Source organism: Terriglobales bacterium (assembly GCA_035561515.1).
Classification (GTDB): Bacteria; Acidobacteriota; Terriglobia; order Terriglobales; family Acidobacteriaceae; genus DATMXP01.
Window position 1 is genome coordinate 19606 of record DATMXP010000060.1, and the last position, 23816, is coordinate 43421.

Sequence of the window (23816 nt, forward strand, 5' to 3'; positions counted from 1 at the left end):
TCTCAGCGGACCGATAGAATCGATGCATGTCCAAGGAACGTGCGCAAAAAATCAAGCTGATCCTGTTTGACGTGGACGGCGTCATGACCGACGGCACCATCTTCCTGTTTCCCGCGACCGGTGGGCGCGATCTCAGCATCAACGAGCACCAGGAACAGATGTCAGACAAGGGCGGATACGCTATTCACAGCCAGAACGTAATGGAAGCGAAGGGCTTCAACGCGCATGACGGCACTGGAATTTCCTTGGCGAAGCTCGGCGGCCTGAAACTCGGCATCATCACCAAACGTATTTCCGAGACGGTCGCGTTGCGTGCGCGCGATCTGAGACTCGACATCGTGCACCAAGGCATTGCTGACAAGGGAAAGTGCTTCCGCGATATTCTCGAGATGGAAGGGCTTGCTGCCGATCAAGTCGCGTACGTCGGCGACGACATCATTGACCTGCCCATCATGCGCCGTTGCGGACTCGCCATCGCCGTTCGCAATGCGCGTGAAGAAGTGAAGGACGAATCCCACTTCATCACCGATCACGAGGGCGGACATGGCGCCTGCCGGGATGCAATTGAGTACATCCTTCGTGCGCAGGGAACGCTGGATCGTTGCATTGAGCAGTACATTCACGACCGCTCGCCACACACTCCCGACAAGGCAGCGTCGAAAAGATAGAGCGGATATCGCCCTGCAGTTTGGCTGAACACAAACGAGGAGGCTCGGTAATCCATAGCAGGGTAGCCGGGCTTCCATCAGCTTTCTCGATTCTCTCCATCAGCTTTTTCCACGAAAGAATCAATTTCTATCTTCCGGACAAAAACATTGAATTGGACGCTCCTCCGGATGCGTCCTAATCTCGCCCGCACTGGCGTCGAGGTAATTTCTCTTGGCTCCGAAGACTTTAATCTGACGAGAGTGCACGCATGGCGATGTTCAACTTTCAAATTTTGAGCGGAGCAGTAACGCTCGTGATGTTTTGTTCGTTGGGGATGCAGGCGCAAACGGTAGTGCCGGTTAGCGACGGTGCAATGGAGGAGCGCATCCGTCGTCTAGAGTCGGAACTGGCTGATCTTCGTGCTCAAGTTCGCGCGAGCCGCAGTACAACCGCGGCAGCCACTCCCCTCGCACAGCAGAATCTGGTCGCACACGACGAGAAGAAGGAAGAGAAGTCCACGATAGGCAGCCTCCTTGGGCCAACTTCTGTCAGCGGATTTGTTGATCTCTATTACCAACAGAACTTCAATAATCCCGCGAACCGCTCAAGTGGGATGCGCTCGTTCGATACTTCTTCCAACCAGTTTGGTCTCAACCTGGTTGAACTTATCGTCGACAAAACGCCCGATCCTTCGAACAGTCGCACCGGATATCGGATCGCGCTTGGCTATGGCCAGGCGATGAACGCTATCTACTCTGCGGAACCGACAAAAGACATAGGCGTCGATCAATATCTGAAGGAAGCCTACTTCTCCTATCTTGCTCCCGTGGGGAAAGGCATGCAATTCGACTTCGGGAAATACGTTACGCCGCACGGAGCCGAAGTGATCGAAACCAAGGACAACTGGAACTACTCGCGCGGACTGCTCTTTTCCTACGCGATCCCGTACTTCCATTTTGGCATGCGTACGAAGTACGCCTTCAATGACAAATACGCCCTGACGGGATTCATCACGAACGGCTGGAACAACACCATCGACAACAACAGCGGCAAAACTTATGGCGCGACGTTCTCGTGGACGCCCAGCAAGCGCTTCAGCCTGTCCCAGTCGGTGATGGCCGGCCCCGAGGGAACCGACAACAACTCCGACTGGCGCCAGATGTACGACACGGTTATGACTGTCTCCCCAACGGAAAAGCTAACGCTGATGTTCAACTACGACTACGGACGTGGCGACAGAATGGAAGGCTTCGCGAATCCTGTGTACTGGACGGGTGTATCGGCCTATGCGAAGTATGCGTTCGATTCCAAATACAGCATTGCGACTCGCTACGAGTACTACAACGATCATTATGGCTTCACAACAGGAACCGCCGGCCACGTCCAGGGAGTAACAGGCACATTCCAGCGTGTGATCGCCAATCACCTTCTCACGCGACTGGAATTCCGCCGCGACATCGCCAACCACCCGATCTTCACCAAAGGATTGAGCACTCCGGTAAGTTCGCAGAACACCCTTACGGCTGGCATGGTCTTCCTGTTTGATAGTCGCGAAGGAACAAAATAGGCGGCGAGATGAGGGGGGAGGGCTTCGCCGCCTGTCAGAAGGGCGGTCGTCGATGCGAATCAACGACCGCCAATCGCATGTGTTAGTTGATTGTGAATTCCACCGGGGTCCCCTGGTCAGAACTTCCAGCAACCCACACTTTTACTTTTGCGGGCTCGACCACGTTCTTCATGTCCAGGTTCCAGAACGCGAGCTCGGATTGTCCGAGAGTGAATTCCACCTGTTTCGACTCTCCCGGAGAGAGTGCGAGCTTTTGGAATCCCTTCAGCTCACGAACCGGACGTACCACGCTGGTTCCGGTCTGTGCGATGTAGAGCTGCACCGTTTCTTCACCGGCTACGGTTCCACTGTTCTTTACCTCTGCACGAACCGTCAGCTTCTTTGTGCCATTCAGGTCAGCCGCGCTGAACGACGTCGACGACAACGAAACCGGAGAGTAGGTGAATGTTGTGTACGACAGTCCGAAGCCGAATGGGTATAGCGGCGAGTTTCTCTGGTCGATGTAACGCGACTTGAACTTCGGCGTTTCAGCATTCGGTGCTACTGAGTCGTCCACGGTTCCCAACGGGCGTCCGGTGTTCAGGTGGTTGTAGTACATCGGGACCTGTCCAACCGCGCGGGGGAAGCTGACCGTCAACTTGCCGGAAGGATTGTTCTCCCCGTAAAGAGTGCGGGTGATGGCCGGTCCGGCCTGGACACCCGGATGCCATGTCTCAAGAATTGCGGCTACGTTCTCGGCGGCCCAGTTCAGTATGACGGGGCGTCCGCTGAAGACCAGCAGCACAACCGGCTTGCCGGTTCCGGCGACTGCCTTCAACAGCTCGAGCTGGCGTCCCGGAAGCGTGATTTCCGTGCGGGAAGCAGCTTCGCCCGTCATTTCGTTCGACGCTTCGCCGAGCGCGACTACTGCCACGTCAGCCTGTTTTGTAGCTTCCACCGCGGCCTGGATTGCCTCTGTATCTTGCGGGCTCTCCAGAATCCCCGTGCCTTTGGAGAAAATCACCTTCGGTCCGAGCTTTTCTTCGAGCGACGTCTTCAGAGTGACGGCATCTTTGCTCTCGCCTTGTGCCCGCCAGCTACCGAGCATGTCGTGAGCGTTGTCGGCAAAGGGACCAATCAACGCTACCTTCTGCTGTGCCTTCAATGGCAGGACGCCATTGTTCTTCAACAGCACGAAAGATTTCTCGGCGACGGTTCGGGCCAAATCCGTGTGCTCCTTCGCCAACGGAGCTCCAACCACGGGCGGCTTCGTCGTGTACGGGTTCTCGAACAGGCCAAGCGCAAACTTGATGCGCAGTATGCGCCGCACGGCTTCGTCGATTACCGAGGCGGGTACTTTCCCGGCCTTCACCTGCTCAGCCAGCGTGGAGAAATAGAGGTTCGCTTCCATGTCCATATCTACGCCGGCAAGAATCGCCTTGCGTGCTGCGGTCGCGCCGTCGTTGGCAAGCCCGTGAGGGATCAGTTCTCCGATCGAAGTCCAATCGCTTACGACGAACCCTCTGAATTTCCATTCTTTCCGCAACACCTGGTCAAGGGTGAACGGGTTGGCGCTCGCGGGCACTTCATTGAGAGAGTTGAAGGCGCTCATGAAGGTCGCTGCACCTTCCTGCTGTGCAGCGTGAAAAGGAGGCAGATAAACCTGCCGGAGCAAGCGCTCGGGAATCTCCGTAGTGTTGTAGTCGCGTCCACCCTCTGCCGCGCCGTATCCCACGTAGTGCTTGGCGCACGCAGCGATCGACGTCGGATCCGCGAGCGATGTTCCCTGATAGCCGCGCACATACGCACGGGCAATGGCCGATCCGAGGAACGGATCTTCGCCGCCGCCTTCCACGATCCTGCCCCAGCGCGCGTCGCGCGCAATGTCCACCATGGGCGAGAACGTCCATCGAATTCCGTCAGAACTGGCTTCGATGGCGGCAACGCGAGCCGCTTTCTCAATCAACGACATATCCCATGTCGACGACATGCCAAGCGGCGTAGGGAAGGTAGTCCGATATCCGTGAATCACGTCCAAGCCGAAGATGATCGGAATCTTCAGGCGCGACTTCTCCACGGCAATCTTCTGAAGTTCATTCACCCGCGGACCCGTAACGTTGAAGAGTGAGCCAATCTGGCCCTTTTGCAGCATATCTTCGTAGTTGGTACGGCCGGTGCCGGGCCCGGTGGGCGAGCCGGCGGAGTACTGGTTCAACTGCCCGATTTTCTCTTCAAGCGTCATCTGCTTCAGAAGGGAATTGATGCGGGATTCAATCTTGGGATCGTTTGACCACGACTGCGAGAAGGCGACTGCCGTCAGCAGAGTGATGATCAGAAGGAGTTGGCAGCATCGGCGTACGTTGCCGTGGAATCGTGAGAAATTATGCATAAGTCACACCTTTGACGGGCCGTGATAGTGCGGCCCCGGTTCAACCCACTCGGCCGGATTTAGAACGCGCCGGGTGCGGTGTCGTTTATCATGCAGCTTTGTATCGTTTGCAGCTTGTGCGGTTTATGAATCGAGCGTCTGCGTGAAACTTCGACTCGCCCTGATTCACCTCGGGTTCGCACTTACCGGAGTCGTTACAACCATGCTCGGGCCCATCCTTCCGCTGCTTGCCTCGCAGTGGACCTTGAATGATGCCCAGGCTGGCCGTTTCTTCACGGCCCAATTTGTTGCCGCCGTTACCGGATCGTTGCTCGCGGCAAAAGTCCTGGCGCGCTGGGGGACCAGTTGGACCGTCAGCATTGGAATGTTTCTAGTCGCAGCCGGCGTCGGTGCAACCGGAAGCAGCACATTGTGGACTAGCGTCACCGGAATTGGTTTGTACGGACTAGGGCTTGGTTTTGCCCTGCCGGCGACGAATCTGCTAGTAGCCGAACTTGTTCCCGAACGTCGCGTTGCCGCCCTTAATCTGCTGAACTTCTCCTGGACGGTGGGAGCACTGGCGGGCCCGATGTTGATTGCCCAGGCACAGCGCACCATCGGCTGGCGGACGTTTCTCTTCCTGCTTGCAGCGTCATTTGTTGTGACATCGGTTGCGGGACATGCGCGACTGCTAGCGTCCAACGCCGCAGAGCCACCGCAGCGCCAGGGCAAACTGCACCGTGACGATCGGGTTCTCTTCGCTCTGCTTACATCGTTGTTCCTGATCCTGTATGTGGGCGTCGAGAACGCTTTTTCAGGTTGGCTTTCAGCTTTTGCCATCCGCTTTCACCAAACCTCTCCGAAGATGACGGCTCTCATGCAATCGAGCTTCTGGTGCGCCATCCTGGTCGGAAGGCTTGTTGCACCGCTACTGGTCTCGCGCGTGCTGAAGCCCGTCGGAATCGTTACCGCAGGGATCATAAGCGCTGCGCTTGGAATCACCGCTACGCTTCTGTCGAGCAATGTCGCTGTCATGTTCGCCGGAGTCCTGGTATGCGGCCTCGGGCTCTCGGCCATATTTCCAACTGTGGTGGCGATCTTCGCGGAATCGTATGGATCTGGAGGAGCCGGCAGCATCGTGCTTGGCATGTGCGGCGTCGGTGGGGCGACCGTGCCCTGGCTCGTCGGAGTCGTGGGGGCATACGCGCACAATTTGCGCGTTGGTTTCATCGTCCCTCTGCTCTGCCTCACCGCCGCATTGATCACGTTCTGGCGCATCCACAACATGACGATTTCTTCGGCTGAAGCAACTACAGCTTCAGCGGCCCACTTTCGCAGTTGATTCCCGAACGATTAGTTCGGGCTGAACCCTGACGCTTTTCTGTTCTTCTTCCGGATTGTTGATTCGCTTCAGCAGCGTGACTGCCGCAAGTTCTCCCATTCGCCGCATCGGTTGCCGTACCGTGGTCAGGCGTGGGTTCTGGAAAGACGCAGCCTGTATATCATCGAAGCCGATGATCGAAACATCTTGCGGGACTCGAAGTCCGTGGTCCTGGAATGCGCGCATCGCCCCAATCGCCGACATATCGTTGAAGGCCAGCAGCGCAGTGAATGGCTCGTTGCGTTCCAGCAATTTCTTTCCGTGCACGTACCCCTCGTCCGGCGTGGACGGCTCCTCGCCACCTCCGCGATGGCTGCCCTGCAACTGGATCGTCAACTCCGGAAGAACCGGTACGCCCAGTTTCTGCGCTGTCTTGCAGATTCCTTCCCATCGATACTCGGTATCCGCGCTGCCGGCGTGCCCTTTGAAGAATGCGATCCGCTTGTGGCCCAACGCGGCCAAGTGCTCCATCGCGAGTCTTACGGCCTTTCTGTTGTCGATCGCGATATTTGTCACCCCCGGCACGTTGCGTTCACCTGAGACAGCGACTACCGGTACCGGAAGGGAAGCGTTCAGGGGGGTATTCACGCAAATCAAACCTTCTACGCCACGCTCAATCAACAGGTGCGCGTACTCCTCCACCAGGTCCGCTTTTCCGCGATGGCTCACCACGAAGTACAGGTATCCCTCTAAAAGCAGGCGATCTTCAATGCCGCGCATGATGGACGCCGCATAGCCTTCGCTGATCTCCGGCAGGATCATCGCCACCATGAAGCTGCGCTTCTGGCGCAAGGATCGCGCGAAATAGTTCGGACGGTAGTTTAACTCCTGTGCAACCTTGAGGATCCTGTCTTTGGTTTCCTGGGAGATGGCTTTGGCTGCCGGTGCGTCGTTGACCACCACCGAAACGGTCGTCGTGGAGAGCCCCAGTTGTTTCGCAATGGACTTGAGACTGACCCTTTGGTTGGGCCCCGTCGAGGCTTCGTCCCGCTTTGTCGTGGTGGCCGTAGTGCTCATAGCTTATCGACTGCGCCTCCGGTGAATCCACCGGAGAACGTGCCGTGGCACCCCTACGTAATCAAGGAAGTAAATTTCCTGTTGACAACCAGCCAACATTAGCACAGACTTCCTGCGGCTACAGAAACGTTTCTGTAAGCAACAGAAACGATTCTGTCATAAGTAAACAAAAGAAGCCAACGGTTTTTAATCCTCAGACACGATCCGTGATCGGCGAACTCAAAGGCATCACGGGGCCACAGCAAACATATGAAGAAATTCATTCTGATTGCATTCATGGCTGTGTTGTGTGTGTCGTGCGGCGGATCGCCTGCTGCTGCGGCACCACCTTCTTCTTCTAAAACAACTAGCGGTACATGGGTCCTAACCTGGAGCGATGAATTTAATGGAACTGACGGTTCCGCACCCGATCCGGCCAAGTGGGTGATGGAAACCGGCGGCGGGGGTTGGGGTAACAACGAACTCGAGTACTACACCGCAAGAACACAAAACGCACGGCAGGAAAAAGGGAACCTCGTGATCGAGGCTCTCAAGGAAACCTATACGGGTACGGACAATGTGACCCGTGAATACACTTCAGCGCGCCTGAAAACACAGGGCCTGTTCAACCAGACTTACGGCCGCTTCGAGGCGCGGATCAAAATCCCCTATGGACAGGGAATATGGCCCGCGTTCTGGATGCTCGGCAACGATATCGGCACCGCGGGTTGGCCGACTTGCGGCGAGATCGACATTATGGAAAACGTCGGTTTCGAACCGAATAAGGTGCATGGAACCCTCCACGGCCCGGGATATTCCGGTGCGAATCCGCTACCCAGCGTCTACACGCTTTCCAGTGGGCGTTTCGCGGATGACTTCCACGTTTACGCCGTCGAATGGGAGGCCAACGCCATTCGTTTCTACGTGGACGATGTCCTCTATGAAACTCGCACGCCGGCTGACGTTCCGGCAGGTTCGAAATGGGTATTTGACCACCCGTTTTTCGTCCTTCTGAACGTTGCTGTCGGCGGCAATTGGCCGGGAAGTCCGGATGCAACCACCGTGTTCCCGCAGAAGATGTTGGTTGATTACGTTCGAGTGTACTCGCGCAAGTAATGAGAGTGACGTACATCACTTTTGTTTGGGAATGTAAGTGTCACAATCGAGTGAAATCCTGCTACAGAAGGACTATTTCGCTCGCAACGCAAAAGTTTTGAATTGTCCCGGCTGTTCCCGGCGCTGAAAGCATTTGGTACTAACCGGTCCGCTTTCGCAAAAGTCCAGCGGGATTTAGGAGCCTTATGAAAGTGAAGTTATTTGTTTTCGCCCTGGTGCTAGTGCTCATCTCCGGGACGATGCTGGCTCAGTCCGATCGTGCTTCCATCACCGGCACGGTAAAGGACTCATCCGGTGCGGTCATCCCCGGTGTGCAGGTCACTGTCACCAATGTTAAAACCAACACAGCTTCCGCGGTTGAGACGAACAGCCTTGGAACCTATTCCGTCCTGAATCTGCCGATCGGCACGTATACCCTTTCCGCGTCGAAAGCAGGCTTCTCCAAGTTCGAGCGGACCGGGATTACCCTCGCGATCAGCCAGATCGCAGAGATCAACGTGCAGATGAACGTCGGCGCAGCCACCGAGACCGTCACGGTATCCGAGGACGCCCCGCTGCTCAATACTCAAACCGCAGCCATCAGCACCAACCTCACCAACGCTGCAGTCAATGAACTTCCGCTGAACGTGCAAGGCGGCAGAAATCTCTCCAATTTTATGTTCGCCTATGTTCCCGGAGTCGAGGGCAGTGACTACGACTCGCATATCGGCGGCAGCTTGAGCAAGACCAAGGAAGTCATGATCGACGGTACTTCCGCCGTCGCCCAGATCGGTGGCTACATCAGTGAATCCAGCCCGCCGATGGAAGCAGTGGAAGAGTTCCAGGTCAGCACCACCGGCCTGCGCGCCGATGAAGGCCGCAGCGGCGGCGGCGTGTTCCGCTACAACATGAAGTCCGGAACCAATAGCTGGCACGGCAGCGGCATCTACTTCATGCACAATGAAGCTCTGAATGCCACGGCGTGGGACAAGAACTACAACAAGTCACTCTGCGTTTCCAACGCCGGCAGCGACAGCGCCGAAGCTTCAAGCTGCGCCCGCCGCTTCAGCAAGCCTGACGACCGCCTCTACAACTACGGCGCCAACGTTAACGGCCCGATCGTGAAGGACAAGCTGTTCTTCTCCGCGTCCTGGGAGCGTTACACGTTTGCAAACTACGGAATCGGCGGCCTCGGCTCGACCGTTCCCACCACCGCGTTTTTGAATGGCGACTTCAGCGCTCTCCTGGACACCAACACCGTCCTGGGTACGGATGCCGCCGGCCAGACCATCTACAAGGGTGCGATCTTCGACCCCGCGAACCCGAACCATGTCTTCCCGGGGAACATCATCCCGACCGCGCGGTTCAGTGGCGTTTCCAGGAAGATTGTTGACCTTTACAAGCAGTATTATCAGCCGCTCTCGGCAAGCCTTACCAACAACAACGCCATGCCGCTCACCAATCCGGCGACCTGGTATCAGAGCAACCAGTACAGCATCAAGATCGACTACAACCTCAACGACAAGCACCGCGTGTACGGTTCGTTCATCTACGCGTACATCCCACGTCTGCTTTCCGATCAGGGCGGTATCTGGTCGGCTGGCTCGCAGGACGGTGGCCCCATGGCCAACGCCTACGACCACAACACGAAGTCGCCTTCGGTTCGCTTGAGCGACTCCTGGACGATCTCGAACACGATGATCAACGTGTTCGGCGTTACGTTCAACCGCTTCCACAACCCGAGCAGTGCGCGTTCTCAGGAAGGCAACTGGTCCTCGACGCTTGGCCTCGGCAACTTCGGTGCAGGGAACTTCCCGATCATCAAGTTCCAGGGCGTTAACGGTGATCAGCATCGCAGCGTGGCCGGCAAGTTCATTGACGAAAGCCAGCTTGGCAGCCAGTTCAATGACTTCTACACCGCCAACACGCTGATCTTCAGCGATAACCTCTTCTGGGTCCGTGGCCGTCACACCTTCAAGTTCGGTGGCGACCTGCGCATCATGCAGTTCAATACGCACGGTGATTACGGAGTTCCGACGTTTATCTTCGATCCTGCTCAGACCGCCGGCACCTACGGTGGCGATGCTGGATTCGGATTCGCCAGCTTCCTGCTGGGCGCCGCGAACCAGGCTTCGGTCAGCGAAGTGAACCAGACCTACGGACGCAGAAAGTCGCTCTCGCTCTATGCGATGGACGACATCAAAGTGACGCCGAACTTCACGTTGAACGTTGACCTCCGCTGGGACTTCAACGGTCGTTATCACGAGAAATTCGGACGCTGGTCGAACTTCAACCCCACGCTAATGAACCCCGTTACCGGCCGCCCGGGAGCGCTTGAGTTTGCCAAAGACGGCAGCGATTCCTTCGAGCGCAACCAGTACTACCGCAACTTCTCGGGTCACATCGGTGGTGCATACCAGATCACTCCGAAGACCGTTGCTCGCGCATCGTTCGGCGTGTTCTACGTTCCTCTCAACCTGAACACCTGGGGCGCAATCCCCTACGGCTTCAACCCCGGATTCGTTAACAACAACGAATACAAAACGCCGTTCAACTGGGATGGCGGCTATCCCGGACAAGCAGTGGACATCGGCAAGGACCCGAACTTCACGAAGTGGGGCATGGTTTCCATCGATCCCCGCAGCCTGATGCTCGGCAACGTGCAGGCCTGGTCCGTGGGCGTTCAGCAGGAAGTTAGCCGCGACCTCATTCTCGAAGCTAACTTCATCCAGAACCACGGTTACCATCTGGAAAGCGGCTATCTGGCCGGCAACCAGCCGAACCTGGCGAACTACACCGCCAACGTCGGCAACCTCTGGAACTGGGAACCGGTTCCGGGCGCACCCGGCGGCTGGGGTTCCGGTTGGATGAACCTCACTCCGTTCCCGGCCGTTGCTTCCACTTGGGGTCCGTTGTTCTACGTTGGATCGCCCCTCGGCAACAGCGATTACCAGTCACTGCAGTTCAGCGTAAAGAAGCGCAATTCGCACGGTCTCTCCATGCAGGCGAGCTACAGCTTGTCCTCGGCGCATGGAAATACCGATAACGCCTTCCAGGAACTCTGGTGGACCGGTCCGCTTCAGGACGTTTACAACCTCCAGGAAGAACGGAAGACCATCGCTTCCTTCGACCAGACCCACATCGTGAAGGGTTACGTCACCTATGAGCTGCCTTTCGGAAAGGGTAAAGCCTTCCTGTCTGACGCAGGCTCCGGACTGAACGCCCTGATCGGCGGATGGAACGCGGCTTTCGGCTTCCACTACAGCAGTGGCACGCCAATGCGCATCACCGCCAACACGTGGTATCCGGGAATCAACAACGTTTACTCGAACATCAACACGAACTGCAACATCAACCAGAGCTACAGCGGTGAGGTTGGCGGCACGTACTTCAACACGGCGTGCTTCTCCAATCCGGCCTACGGTGCTTTCGGAAACGCGCCGGGATACCTCTCCCAGCTGCGTAACCCTGGTGTTGCGACTGAGGACCTTGGCCTTAACAAGAGCATCCGGTTCGGCGACAGATATCTTTTGACCCTGCGCTACCAGATGTTCAACGTCTTCAATCGCCGCAGCTGGGGCGGCCCGAACACCGGAATCGGCACTGCGGAATTCGGCAAGGTCGGTACTCCGGATGGTCAGGGTCACTACTACGCGGTCGGTGGAAACCCCGGGCCTCGGGTTGGTCAGTTCGGCCTGCGGTTTAGCTTCTAGTTTCTCTTACTGCAAGCACTTCAGGGCAGCCGAAAGGCTGCCCTGCTTTTTATGTCCAGAGCGCTCCCCAGCCGCGGCTGCATAGCTGCCACCCCAGCCAGACCAGCCACACGGACATGGCAAACCGCAGTTTCTGGCGAGGAATAAATCCTCCCAGGTACGCGCCTGCCAACGCTCCTACCGCTCCGCCCGCAATCAACTTGATCACCACCGGCGCCACGAAACTTCCGTGCGCGAAATGCCAGCCGCCGCCTATTAACGCCAGAACGAAACCGAACATCAGGTCCGTTCCCACAATTTCCGCCGTCGTGAGCTTGCTGAAATGAAACAGCGCCAACGTTCCCAGGGCGCCTGCTCCTGCCGACGAGAATCCGACCTCCGCTCCGATCAGCCCTGCTGCAACTGACAGCTTTTTCGGCGAATTCTCCTTTGTCGGCTGACCCGACTTTTCCCGAAAGTAACGCCAGATCGTCAGTGCGGCAGAGAAGATTACGATCCCGCCCACCACCGTCACCACGATGGCGCCGCTGCGCCCCGTCTGTAGACGCGCGAGCAGAGTGGATCCCGCAATCACACCGGGAACGCCTCCCAGCAGCAGGTACCACAGGACGCGAAAGTCCACTTGCTTCCGTGACAGATAAACCGGAACCGCGAGTGTCTTCACCGCGGCCACGAAGATCAGCGACGTTCCCACCGCTTCCGCCGCCGGCATCCCCAGAAACAGGATGAGCACCGGAGCTGTGATAACCCCGCCTCCCACTCCGGTCAGACCGATACTAACCGCAATCAGGAATCCAATAACCAGTTCCACTACTTCGCCTCGTCAAACGTGTGTATGCCGCATTCCAACTTCTGGCCGCCCCATCTTCCGGAGCGGGGATTTCCAGGATCGAGTGGAACGGTGGTACACGGCTGACAGCCGATGCTCGAATAGCCATCGTCATACAGAGGCAGATAGGGAATCTTTCGCTCTTCAAGGCGACGCCACGTCGACTTCCAGTCCCATGCCGCCAGCGCATTAACTTTCGTGATATGTCGCCCGCTGGGCAATGTCGGATACTCGACAAAAGGCAAGTTGGCGCGTGATGGCGACTGCTCCCGGCGAAGCCCTGTAAACCAGATGTCGAAGGGTTCCAGTCCGCGAAGCAGCGGTTCCACCTTTCGGATCTTGCAGCAGTAATCCGGCGCCACTTCGTACAGCCTTCCGTGCTTCGCCTCCTGTTCCGCAACCGAGAGATCAGCCTTCAGGTTGATCAGATTCAACCCAAGCTCCTCCGTCATGCGATCGCGATAGGCGTATGTCTCGCGGAAGTGATAACCGGTATCCAGAAACAGAACCGCCACATCGGGTCGGTGCTGGCGCACAAGGTCCAGCACCACCATGTCTTCTGCCTGGAAGCTGCACGTCACACACGCACGCTGGGTGGATTCGGCCAGGAACGATGCGACAAGCTGCTCAGCGGTGAACTTCGTGTAATCGACGGATGTTGCTGTCATGGCTAATTCCTCCCGTTTATTCCAGCGTTGATGATTTCGGTCAGTACTTCTCGCGCGCCCTGTTCGTCACCGTTTCGCAACCGTTCGCGGGCTTGGGAATCCACCAGCCGATACCAGACTCTCTTTCGTTCATCGAAGGCAGGAAATTGCTCCGCTATTCGTCGGCGCATTCCTCCCACGATCTCCAGCAATCGTCCGTACTCCGGCCCAACAAACTCTGCGATCTGATCGCGAACCCTCGACGCTAGCGCTGGACTCTTTCCATTCGACGAAACCGCGATCAGCAGATCGCCTTGCTGGTGGATCGCCGGATACGTGAAGTTGCAGTGCTGTGGATCATCCACCGCGTTGAAAAGCACGCCGCGCTCTTCAGCCTCAAGCCAGATTGCGTGGTTCTTCTCGTGACCCAGCGTTGCGATTACGAGAAAGAAACCAGAAAGATCGCCGTGCTGATAGTCGCGTGCGACGTGTGCGGCCTGCGATCGATCCAGCCACTCCGGCGCCTCGCTCGATATCAGCGTCACCTCAGCGCTGGCCCGCAGTAGTCCCTCGAACTTCTGTTGCGCGCCAAAGCCGGTTCCGATTACGAGGCAGCGTTTTCCTTCCAGGTCCAACATCACGGGGAATGAAAAGCTCATGCTTCCACCTCAACCTGTTCTGGCCGGACGGAGTCGGAAGGAAAGTCTCCGAAGTTCGTTCGTTCGCAGAACTCCCCGAATCGTTCGTTGTGCAACCGGTTATCGCGATAGTTACGGAGCACAGGCCGCAGCACCTCTGCGATCTGCGTTCGTTTGACTTTGTCGAACAGCACCTTTCCCAGCCGCGTACCCAGGTGTGAACCACCGGCGTAGATCGTGTACAGGTCCACGCTCTGGCCCACGATCCCGATCTCGGCGGTGTACGGACGCGCGCATCCGTTCGCGCATCCGGTTATGCGCATCGAGACTTCCTGCTGATCCAGTCCAACGGCATCGAGTTCCGCCTGAATCTGCGCGGAGATCTGCGGCAGCACCCGCTCAGCCTCGGTTACGGCGAGACCGCACAGCGGCAGCGCGGGGCACGCCAGCGAATCGCGCAACACCGGAGGCAGTTCCACCGCCTGTACGATCCCGAAGGTCCGCAAAGCTTCCGCAATCGCGCCTCGCTGGCCATCCGTGATGTCCGTCAACAAGATGTTCTGCTGCGACGTGAATCTCACGTTAACCCGGAAGGTCCCGACAATATGGCGCAATCCGCTGCGAATCCGCGATGTCCCTTCGTCTCGAATGCGACCGCTCACAACAGGAAGTCCAACGAACCAGTTACCCTTGTCATCCTTGTGCCAGCCAAAGTGATCTTTGCCGCTCGCCCATTCCAAATCCTGAGCAGGTTCCAGCTTCCGTCCCAGCCGCGCTTCTACTTCTGCTCGAAACGCGTCCAGTCCCATGCCTTCGACCACGTACTTCAGCCTTGCCAGCCTGCGGTTACTCCGGTTCCCAAGGTCGCGATGAACTTTTACGATCGTCTCCACCACATCGCCAACCTCCTCCGGGGTCACAAAGCACAATGCATCCGCCAGCCTTGGATGGCTCGCCTTCACGCCGGGGGACATTCCCAGTCCGCCGCCTACCAGCACGACAAAGCCTTGCAGTCCGTTCGCGCCGTACTTCGCGACCAGGCCCACGTCGTTGCTGTAAATGTCGGTGCAGTTGTCGCCCTCAGGCGTGATACCGATCTTGAACTTCCGGGGCAGGTACGTTTCCCCGTAAAGCGGCTCCGTTTCTTTCTCCTCTGCTGTAGCTGCCTTCTCGCCGTCGATCCAGATTTCGTAATACGCCCTCGTGCTCGGCTTTAGCCGCTTTGCCAGTGTGCGTGCATGCAATTGCAACTCCGCGTTGTTGTGCGTCGGGGCGGGGCAGCACGTCACGTTGCGGACAACGTCACCGCACGCCGCCAGCGTCGACAACAACGCTTTGTTGAGAGTTCGTACCAGCGTGGGGAGATTGGTTTTTCGTACGCGGTGGAACTGGATATCCTGCCGGCTCGTGATACGCAGGCCACCGTCACCGACTTCGTCGGCCAGTGAATCCAGTATCAGGTACTGTTCGGCTGACACTACACCGCCGGGTATGCCGACGCGTACCATCGACCCGGGCACAACTGGCAGTCCGGCCTTCTTCGCATCACGGTCGGTCTGCTCGTACATTCCGTGAAACTTCAGCAGCCCAATCGCACCTTTCGTGAACCCCGGAACTTCCAGCGCGAGTTCCTGCGCGATCGTGCCGCGAAGGTGCTGGCTGTTCTCCTTGAGGACTTCGGCTCCCGACCTTGTTTCCGCCATCAGATTCCTTCTCCGTTCAGCAGGCTGGTTCGTCTTGTCAGTCCACGAAATTCGAGCGTCTCCCGAACCTGTTTCGCGGCCAGTTCGTCATCCGCATTCAGCTCCTCAGGTGAAAACTCGAGGAAGCGGTCTCCCGGAACGAGCACGCGTGCCAGTTCCCGCTGCTCCCAGTCGAATGCCTCGGTTGAAACGATCGCAATCACTCCGGCGTTATTCAGTACCTTCGCCAACTCCGGAAGGCTTTGGCTCGCCGTGTTCTCAGCCAGAACATGTACGTGGTATCCAAGCTCGAACAGCTGACGTTCAATCAGGTACGCCAGTTCTGCACGGCCAGTCAGCCAGATCGTCGCCGGATAATACCCCGCACGTGCGTACCGCTCCGCCGGAGTCAGTCTTCCAGTTCGTTCTTGCAGAGCCGGTCCCGATTTCTGTTTCTGCGCCCCATCGCCCTTGGCCTCGTCAATCATTCCGGCCGCCACCGTTGCGTTTGTAAGCGGATCGATAAGGATGAAACTGCCGGTCCGCCGATTCTCCTTGTAGGAATCGAAGAACAGCGGACGATTCGTCTGGATGGTTACCGCGCCGATATCGTTCATGCGCAACTCGGAGTCGGCGATGTGCGCCAGCGTGCCGATGTCCACCTTGTGTCGGGCGGCAGTCACCGTTGCTGTCACCTGTTGCGTCGTGTGCTTGATCACGTAAGGCTTATGCAGACGCATAGGTTCTTCATGCATCCACACCAGCCTGGCTTCAAACTGCCTCGCAACGTGGGGCAACTGCAGCGGCGAAACCAGCATGTCTCCGCGGCTGATATCAATTTCATCTTCCAGCGAGACCGTAACGGACATGCCTTTGGAAGCCGTCGGGACATCGCCGTCAAAACTCGGCATTGCCTTCACTCGGGTGGTGCGGCCCGACGGAAGTACCATGACGCTGTCGCCCGCGCGGAGCGTCCCCGAAAGCACCTGGCCCGCATATCCGCGAAACTTCAAATCCGGTCTCAGTACGTATTGCACAGGAAAGCGCAGGGCCCGCTCGTTATCGCTCGCCGAAACCGGAACTGTTTCCAGTACTTCGAGCAAGCTCTGTTGGCCGTACCACGATGTCCGCAAGCTTCGCGCGACGACGTTGTCCCCATCGACCGCACTGATCGGAATGAACCGAGCGGAACCAATTCCCAATTGGTTCAAGTAACGTGCAAATTCCTCTTGAATGCGCAGGAAGATGTCTTCGCGAAAGTCAACAAGGTCCATCTTGTTGACGGCGACCACCACATGCGGAATGCCGAGCAGGGAAGCGATGTAGGCATGACGCCGCGACTGCGGCAGCACGCCGTTTCGTGCATCGAGCAGAATGATCGCGAGGTCCGCGGTCGAAGCTCCGGTGGCCATGTTGCGCGTGTACTGCTCATGTCCTGGAGTGTCGGCGATGATGAACTTCCGCCGGGCCGTTGCAAAATAACGGTAGGCTACATCGATCGTGATCCCTTGCTCGCGCTCCGCCCTCAGTCCATCCGTCAGCAGCGAAAAATCAATTGGCCCGGAAGATCGGTTGATCGCTGACTTCTTCACCGCCGCCAGTTGGTCTTCGTAGACGCCGCGGCAGTCGTAGAGGAGCCGCCCAATGAGCGTCGACTTGCCATCGTCCACGCTTCCCGCGGTGCTGAAACGCAGCAGTTCTTTCTCTTCGTCCTGCTTCAGGAATGCTTCAATTCCTATCGAAGGTGTGACCAGTTCGTGTGTCGCCATCAGAAATATCCCTCGCGTTTCTTCAGTTCCATCGATCCTTCCTGGTCGTGATCGATCACGCGGTTCTCGCGCTCAGACCGGCGAAACGAGATCAGCTCTTCGATGATCTTTGGCACCGTATCGGCGTCGGAGCGAATTGCGCCCGTGCACGGCGTGCACCCGAGCGAGCGCATCCGGCACATCACCTTCTGGGGCCGCTCGCCCGCTTTCAGCGGAGGGTTGTGCTCGATGGGAATCAGGCTGTCGCCACGCACCACCATCTCGCGCTCTTTGGCGAAGTACAGGGGGACAATCGGAATATTCTCCAGGTGGATGTATTGCCAGACGTCCAACTCCGTCCAATTCGACAGCGGAAACACGCGAATGCTCTCGCCCTTATCCACGCGCGAGTTAAATAGGTTCCACAACTCGGGACGCTGGTTCTTCGGGTCCCACTGTCCGTGCACGTCGCGGAACGAGTAGATGCGTTCCTTTGCACGCGATTTCTCTTCGTCCCGCCGAGCTCCGCCGAATGCCGCATCGAACCCGCCCTCTTCCAATGCGTCCAGCAACGCCCGCGTCTTGAGCAATCCGCAGCACTTTTGTGTGCCGAGTACATACGGGCTCGCGCCATCGCGAATCGCGTCGCGATTCGTGTGAACAATCAGCCGTGCGCCGATCGACTTCGGATACCAGTCCCGAAACTCGATCATTTCGGCAAATTTGTAGGTCGTGTCTATATGCAGCAGAGGGAAGGGGATCTTGCCGGGATAGAAGGCCTTCTGTGCTAGCCTCAACATCACCGATGAATCTTTGCCGATCGAATACAGCATCACCGGATTGGCAAACTCGGCTGCTACTTCGCGCAGAATGTGAATGCTTTCCGCTTCGAGCACTTGCAGGTGAGTCAACCGTGTGGGCTGAAAATCGTGACTAACGAAACCTGCGGCACTCATCGCAAATCTCCCGACGACGCGGCAAGTACCGCAGTCTCCTGCAACTGAGCTACCTGCGGAATCAATTGGTCTCGCAAGGCCACCACCCAGCCGATGACGAAAACCGCGGGCGCCTCGACCTCTACCTCGCCTCTTGCGACTTCTTCCAATGTTGCCGTCAGTACTCGTTCGCGGTGGGTTGTTGCTCGTTCAATGAAGGCAACTGGTTCGAACGCGGGCCGTCCGGCATCGATGAGCGCCGACGCAATCGATGCGCGTTCGCCCACCCCCATCAGCACCACCAGCGTGTCGATCGCGGCATATCGCGACCACTCCGTCGGTTCCTCACCTTTCCTGTGGCCCGTAACCACGGTGAAGGCCCTCGAGAGATTCCGATGCGTCAGCGGAATGCCGCACGACGTCGCTGCAGCAATTGACGACGACAGGCCTGGCACCATCTCCACCTCAATGCCGTGTTGCGTCAGAAACAGCCATTCGTCTCCGCCACGGCCAAACACGCACGGATCGCCGCTCTTCAGCCGCACAACCAATTTGCCTTCCGTGCTGTGCAGCAGCATCTGTTCAAAAATCCATTGCTGCACTTCTTCCTGTTCGCCCGGACCTTTTCCGCAAGGGATCAGCTTCGCCTCGGGATGCGCAAGCGCCCGAATCTCCGGGCTGACCAGCCGGTCATAGAGCAGCACGTCCGCTTGCTGAAGCAACTTGAGGGCGCGCAACGTCAGCAATTCCGGATCGCCAGGCCCGGCGCCTACCAGGTACACCTTCCCAAAACCCATAGAGCAAATCCCCACATCTCGTCAGAAAATGAAAAAACCCACGATTGGGATCGTGGGTTGGTCGGAATCAATCGGGAGCTATGTTGAGATTTCTATCCCGAGTCCGCCGGCACCCACACACGGCAACAACACATACACATGCACATGTGCTTGGTGCAGGTGTCGGCCTTGTGGGTCGCGGACAACATAACGAGGTTCGTTTATAACGCCGGGCCTCCGCAGTGACAAACGCAAAATTTCAATTCAAGGCATCAGCGATTTTCATGCACCCATGGCGGGGTTTCGGACATCAAGGTCGAAGCTCGCCATTTGTGCGTCGCCTGGGTTTTTACTCGTCTCATTCATCTTGCCATCCTGCGGCATAGAATTGTTTGCGTGAGGAACCCCAATGCAAGGAAAGGTCGTACTCATCACCGGCGCCAACGGCGGTCTGGGAACTGACGTCACGCAGGCCTTCTTGTCGGAAGGAGCTACCGTTGTCGGAACATCAAGGAGCATTCGCCAGACGGACTTCTCGGGCCAAAACTTCACCGCGATTCCTGCGGACATTACCCAACCCGCTGCCGCCCGCGAACTGATCGCGAAAATCGTGGAACGCTTCAAGCATATCGACGTCCTCGTCCATGTGATGGGTGGGTTTGCCGCAGGCAAGATACACGACACCGACGATGAAACCTGGAAGAGAATGCAGGACCTGAACGTTAACTCGGGTTTCTATATAGCGCGAGAAGTGGTTCGAGCCATGCGTGCGACCGGAGGGGGACGCATCATAGCCATAGGCAGCCTCGCCGCCACCGAGCCGCACGCCGGCATCGGAGCGTACGTCGTCTCCAAAACCGCGCTGACTGTACTCTTCCGTACCATTGCTCTCGAAAACGCCGACGCAGGAATCACCTCAAACATCGTCCTGCCGGACACCATGGATACACCCGCCAACCGCGCCGCCATGCCGAAAGCCGATCCTTCCAAGTGGGTGAAACCCGCCGATGTGGCGAAGATCGTACTGACCCTCGCAGGCGACGCTGGCGCCCAGATTAACGGCGCGGTAATACCGGTGTTTGGTTCTTAAGTCTAAGGGGTGTACTGGCGGAGAGAGAGGGATTCGAATCCGCCTGTGAACGTAAAACCAAGTACTTACAGAGCACGGACGGCAACGAAACTCCATGAAAAGCAGTGGTAGTTCGTCTTAATGGATTGCAAATTGATTGCAAGCACCGTCGTTACCAGCTTTGTTACCACAGTTGATTCGCAATCTATTCGTTGGAATGGTGAATGGGTCAGGCTTACGATAGCAGCCATGATGCAAGACGAAGTGCGGAATTGGTTGGAGAAACAGGGATATCCTCTTGAAATGAGGGCTGCTTCGCTCTTCAAACAAGCTGGCTTTGAGGTTAGACAATCTTGGTACTACCCAGACGCCGAAACGGGAAAATCTAGGGAGCTTGACATTCTGGTTCGCGACCCGGACTTCATCGGTATTGTTGACATCGAGTTTGCAATCGAGTGCAAAGCAATCAAGAAGCCGTGGCTGGTTTTGTCCACGAGCGAAACAGTCTCATACAACCGGGCCTTTTCATTCGCGATAACTTCGGAAGCGGCAAGACGCTTTGTTTGTTCGCCTGAAAGGATACACTGGTTTCTCGACAATCTGGCGTGGTTTAGTAAAGATGACCTGACTGGATATTCTCTGCGGCAAAGTTTTTCCGACGGTCAAGAGGACATCCCTTACGCGACAGGGATGAGTGTCTTGAAAGCCGCTCATTGTCGCCTAGAGAAAGCCCCGCGTCCAAAGTGTCCCAAGTTTCAGTTCATCTTTCCCGTTATCGTGATAGATAGTCCTCTACTTCGATGCTGGCTTGGCGGGAATGGGCAGCTAGAGATGCAGGAAGTCTCTGAGGGTGAATACCTCTTCGACCCGGCGAATTCTAATATCAGGGGAACAGCAATTCGTGTGGTGACGCTGAGCGGCTTGCCCAAGTTTGTGAAGACCGCCAAATTCGTTGCAGAGCAGGTCAGAGCCTATCTGAAACCCGAGGTAGACCGCTTCATGAAATTATGAGGGATACCAATTATTTGCATTTTCCCGTTCGAGCACACCAAGAATTCACACTGTCGATGTCGAACATAGCTGCGTGTTCACCGCTTAGTTCTCGGAAGGCAAAGAAGGCTAAAGCGACACGGTTTAAGTCCGGTGAGTTGTTAATTATGCGAACAACATCGCGGATCGTCTCAGGCACTGGCTCGCTTTCGTCAGCGTCTCTGAAGTTTGAGGTCTGCAAAGCCTTTAGCGCAGGCTCGTTGCCGTTTTTGACAAACTGTCCCCAAGAGCTTTCGTAATGCTGTGTAGTGCTAGAAAGAGTGGTGTCTGCAAACCGCAGAACGGCCGGGTCGTGTGTCTGCTTGCGGATTGCACGAATCTCGTCGAATCCTGAGCGGTATCCGATACGCATTCGCGTGTCGCTCTCCGAGATTTGGCCTACAAACAAGACTAACTCCTGAAGTGGCTTGAGCCGCTGACCCAGTTGTTCTTGAATGAGTTTGTCAGTGACACTCCCCACTTTGTGTCTCGCGGCCTCCAGAATCATCGCATTGATGTTATTTTCATCAAAGGCATCCTTGACGCTTCTTGCAGCCTCGTCCTTCGCGATGCGTTCCGCCTCGCTCTTAGCGTCGGCACGGACATCTCTCAGGTTGGAATAGAACAAATAGCCCGCAGCCCCGAGGAGAAGAGTCATGAACGCCGCAGTTAGCGTAACCAGATATTTGAAATACGAGCTTATGCGGTCGTACTCAAGGTGTGCTGCTTCATCACTCATGACGTGGCCTCTAGATGTAATTGCTTCTTAATGCAGAGCATTCTACCAGTGGATTTAACCTTGGGGTCATGATTGTGGAGAGGCTTTCCGCTTTTGGAACATCTCCTATTGTCTGGTTAATCGCTAGGATTCGATTTAAGGCGCCGCCATTTCCGAGGCCCCTAACCACGTCGTTGGGGTATAGTAGTTCGGCATTAGCTAGCATTTGAGCGATTGCGAGACAGTCAGATACCTTGGAATGGAGGTCTACAGCGCGATGGCTATTTCAACTTGCCCGAAGTGTCCCAGCACGGCGTTTGAGACCAAAGAAGCAAGCCCGAACAACTCGAATTTCCGTCTAATGTTCGTCCAATGTGCAGCTTGTGGTGCTGTTGTCGGAGTAATGGACTTCTACAATATAGGCGGAATGCTGCAAACGCTGGCAAAGAAACTCGGCGTCGGCTCTATCTCTTAGTGCCGAAACTTTTTAGTGCGGGTGGTGTTTGCATATGTACAAACTTTCATAACTATTCCATCGGGAGCATCGGCTCCCGATTCGTTGTTTGCACACTCTGCAAACGTTCCAAAAACAACAGGCAATTGCCCCAAACTCCTGAGGCGACTCAGGGCACGCGGGTTGAGGTTGCGACCAGAGCACGCAGAACAGGTAACCGCTGTTCGCTGCCATCTCTGGGGCGGACTGGCCACGTAACATCGGAACGAAGTAGCCCCGATGCGAGGCGCTGAAACATGCGAACAAGTCTCCGCTGGAAACCTTCCCACAGGCGTGCATAACCGACCCAGCACTCTGCGGAGTGTCAAACGGACTGTGGGAGAACCGCGCCAGTTAGTGCCGCATACGTATACCGCAAGCGAGCATCTGAGACCGTTGCAGGGTTGGTCTCAGTGTATCCACACCGTTCCCGCAAGTGAGAGACAAGAGACAACACTGAGAGAACATTGTGAGGGCATCAGATGGCGCTTGCTCAATATCGTTACAGGAGCACTAGAGACAGGGTACGATTGTGCCGTTATGAGCAGATTCTCCCTTCCACTAAGTCGCCTCGTTCACGAAAACCTGTCCGTTATCATGTGTTTCGCCTATTCAAGGAAGCCGTTGGAAGAGATGGTTGGCAAGAAATTTGTCGGTCAATGGAGATACCTGAACGAAGCATTGTTCGGAATCTCCGCTGACTGGGCAGAGAAAGCATGTTTCGAACTGGCACTATTCCTGCGTATGTTGGATGACGAAGAAGATGTCTCGGCGTATCACGCTCAGAACGAATGCAATATCCCGAACTGCGGACGCCTCATTCTGAAAAATGGTTCTGAGAAAAAGCTGCCGTTTCGGGAGGTCGCCAATAAGGTGCTCCATTCCTCATCTCTGGAGTGGGACTTTTCCGACACAACAGACCCTAAACTCCTCTGCAATACCAGAGATGATGAGAAATGGCTCAGAGCGGAAGTGAGTGTAGTGAGTCTTGCTGCCGTGTGTGGACAATTCATGAGCTAGATGCAGTTGTCACAGCAATGGTCGAATGGGTGAGGTTGACACCCTGGACTTAGCTGGCAAGTCATTTGGTGATGCTGGAAGAATTGCCGAACTCGTGTCACCGCGTCGGTAATCGGAGTGGTAGCGGTCGAATTCGCGGCTATGTTCGCAACGATAACTGTCAAATTAGCTCAAGTTGGCTAATTTAAGGTGTTTAGAGAGTGCAGAAACCCCCAGTGTTTATGCGCTTTCCAGCCCCTCTGAGGCGTTTGTATAACTTCGGAGGGCAGACAGTCCGAACGGACTCCGAAGCCGTACTAAACGCTTCTGTTCGCTCGTCACCGCCACAGGATATCGAGGTCGAGACCCTAAATTCGGACGTTTTTAGCATCTCGAATTTGTATAGTTTTATAAACGACTACGGATTAGAAAATAGTTGCAACTGCTCTGTATTCAATAAGTTGCCATTGTAATGGCAAGCACTTTATGAAATAGAGGACTTGACA

At 56.3% G+C, this 23816-nt stretch carries 18 protein-coding genes; 8 read left to right on the forward strand and 10 right to left on the reverse strand.

Annotated features, from left to right (window positions below; translation table 11 throughout):
* Positions 1 to 26: 26 nt before the first annotated feature.
* Positions 27 to 668 carry an HAD hydrolase family protein gene (locus VN577_24235; protein ID HWR17959.1) on the forward strand — a complete coding sequence of 214 codons (642 nt, stop codon included), beginning with the start codon at positions 27 to 29 and terminating at the stop codon, positions 666 to 668.
* Between the two features lie 248 nt (positions 669 to 916).
* A complete protein-coding gene (locus tag VN577_24240) occupies positions 917 to 2215 on the forward strand; it encodes a porin (GenBank protein HWR17960.1) in 1299 nt (432 codons plus the stop codon).
* 82 nt (positions 2216 to 2297) lie between these two features.
* Here the strand turns inward: VN577_24240 and bglX are convergent, their stop codons facing one another.
* On the reverse strand, positions 2298 to 4583 hold the full coding sequence (bglX, locus tag VN577_24245; protein HWR17961.1) for a beta-glucosidase BglX: 2286 nt from the start codon (positions 4581 to 4583) through the stop codon (positions 2298 to 2300).
* A 142-nt stretch (positions 4584 to 4725) separates the two neighbouring features.
* On the opposite strand from bglX, the gene VN577_24250 reads away from it, so the two are divergent.
* The gene (locus VN577_24250) at positions 4726 to 5904 is read left to right on the forward strand and encodes an MFS transporter (protein ID HWR17962.1); all 1179 of its coding nucleotides are present in this window, start codon (positions 4726 to 4728) and stop codon (positions 5902 to 5904) included.
* On the opposite strand, the gene VN577_24255 is transcribed toward VN577_24250, so the two are convergent.
* Positions 5881 to 6960, reverse strand: a complete 1080-nt coding sequence (locus VN577_24255; GenBank protein HWR17963.1) for a LacI family DNA-binding transcriptional regulator — start codon at positions 6958 to 6960, stop codon at positions 5881 to 5883. The genes VN577_24250 and VN577_24255 overlap by 24 nt on opposite strands.
* A 249-nt stretch (positions 6961 to 7209) precedes the next feature.
* Between VN577_24255 and VN577_24260 the strand changes: the two genes are divergently transcribed.
* Both VN577_24260 and VN577_24265 read left to right on the forward strand, forming a co-directional pair.
* Positions 7210 to 8055 carry a glycoside hydrolase family 16 protein gene (locus tag VN577_24260; GenBank protein ID HWR17964.1) on the forward strand — a complete coding sequence of 282 codons (846 nt, stop codon included), beginning with the start codon at positions 7210 to 7212 and terminating at the stop codon, positions 8053 to 8055.
* 185 nt (positions 8056 to 8240) lie between these two features.
* Positions 8241 to 11747 carry a TonB-dependent receptor gene (locus VN577_24265; protein HWR17965.1) on the forward strand — a complete coding sequence of 1169 codons (3507 nt, stop codon included), beginning with the start codon at positions 8241 to 8243 and terminating at the stop codon, positions 11745 to 11747.
* Between the two features lie 49 nt (positions 11748 to 11796).
* Here the strand turns inward: VN577_24265 and VN577_24270 are convergent, their stop codons facing one another.
* From VN577_24270 to cobA, 7 genes are read right to left on the reverse strand one after another with little or no spacing between them, the layout of a single operon-like run.
* On the reverse strand, positions 11797 to 12558 hold the full coding sequence (locus tag VN577_24270; protein ID HWR17966.1) for a sulfite exporter TauE/SafE family protein: 762 nt from the start codon (positions 12556 to 12558) through the stop codon (positions 11797 to 11799).
* Complete coding sequence (locus VN577_24275; GenBank protein ID HWR17967.1) at positions 12558 to 13244, reverse strand: phosphoadenylyl-sulfate reductase; 687 nt, start codon at positions 13242 to 13244, stop codon at positions 12558 to 12560. The genes VN577_24270 and VN577_24275 overlap by 1 nt, the downstream gene beginning before the upstream one ends.
* A gap of 2 nt (positions 13245 to 13246) precedes the next feature.
* Positions 13247 to 13882 (reverse strand): bifunctional precorrin-2 dehydrogenase/sirohydrochlorin ferrochelatase, encoded by a 636-nt coding sequence (locus VN577_24280; GenBank protein HWR17968.1) that lies wholly within the window; start codon positions 13880 to 13882, stop codon positions 13247 to 13249.
* Positions 13879 to 15564: an NADPH-dependent assimilatory sulfite reductase hemoprotein subunit gene (locus VN577_24285; protein HWR17969.1), complete on the reverse strand. Its 1686-nt coding sequence runs from the start codon at positions 15562 to 15564 to the stop codon at positions 13879 to 13881. The genes VN577_24280 and VN577_24285 overlap by 4 nt, the downstream gene beginning before the upstream one ends.
* Entirely contained in the window at positions 15564 to 17312 is a 1749-nt protein-coding gene (cysN, locus tag VN577_24290) for a sulfate adenylyltransferase subunit CysN (protein HWR17970.1), read from the reverse strand. Before cysN ends, VN577_24285 begins: the two co-directional genes overlap by 1 nt.
* Positions 17312 to 18247, reverse strand: a complete 936-nt coding sequence (gene cysD, locus VN577_24295; GenBank protein HWR17971.1) for a sulfate adenylyltransferase subunit CysD — start codon at positions 18245 to 18247, stop codon at positions 17312 to 17314. Before cysD ends, cysN begins: the two co-directional genes overlap by 1 nt.
* A complete protein-coding gene (gene cobA, locus VN577_24300) occupies positions 18244 to 19023 on the reverse strand; it encodes a uroporphyrinogen-III C-methyltransferase (GenBank protein ID HWR17972.1) in 780 nt (259 codons plus the stop codon). The genes cysD and cobA overlap by 4 nt, the downstream gene beginning before the upstream one ends.
* A 388-nt stretch (positions 19024 to 19411) precedes the next feature.
* Here cobA and VN577_24305 point away from each other — a divergent pair, with 388 nt between their 5' ends.
* Together VN577_24305 and VN577_24310 are read left to right on the forward strand one after the other, a co-directional pair.
* Positions 19412 to 20092 (forward strand): SDR family NAD(P)-dependent oxidoreductase, encoded by a 681-nt coding sequence (locus tag VN577_24305; protein ID HWR17973.1) that lies wholly within the window; start codon positions 19412 to 19414, stop codon positions 20090 to 20092.
* Between the two features lie 132 nt (positions 20093 to 20224).
* Entirely contained in the window at positions 20225 to 21082 is an 858-nt protein-coding gene (locus VN577_24310) for a hypothetical protein (protein HWR17974.1), read from the forward strand.
* 10 nt (positions 21083 to 21092) lie between these two features.
* Here VN577_24310 and VN577_24315 read toward each other — a convergent pair whose 3' ends face one another.
* Positions 21093 to 21839, reverse strand: coding sequence for a hypothetical protein (locus tag VN577_24315; GenBank protein HWR17975.1), 747 nt, complete (start codon positions 21837 to 21839; stop codon positions 21093 to 21095).
* 1096 nt (positions 21840 to 22935) lie between these two features.
* Between VN577_24315 and VN577_24320 the strand changes: the two genes are divergently transcribed.
* Positions 22936 to 23331: a hypothetical protein gene (locus VN577_24320; protein HWR17976.1), complete on the forward strand. Its 396-nt coding sequence runs from the start codon at positions 22936 to 22938 to the stop codon at positions 23329 to 23331.
* Positions 23332 to 23816: the final 485 nt, after the last annotated feature.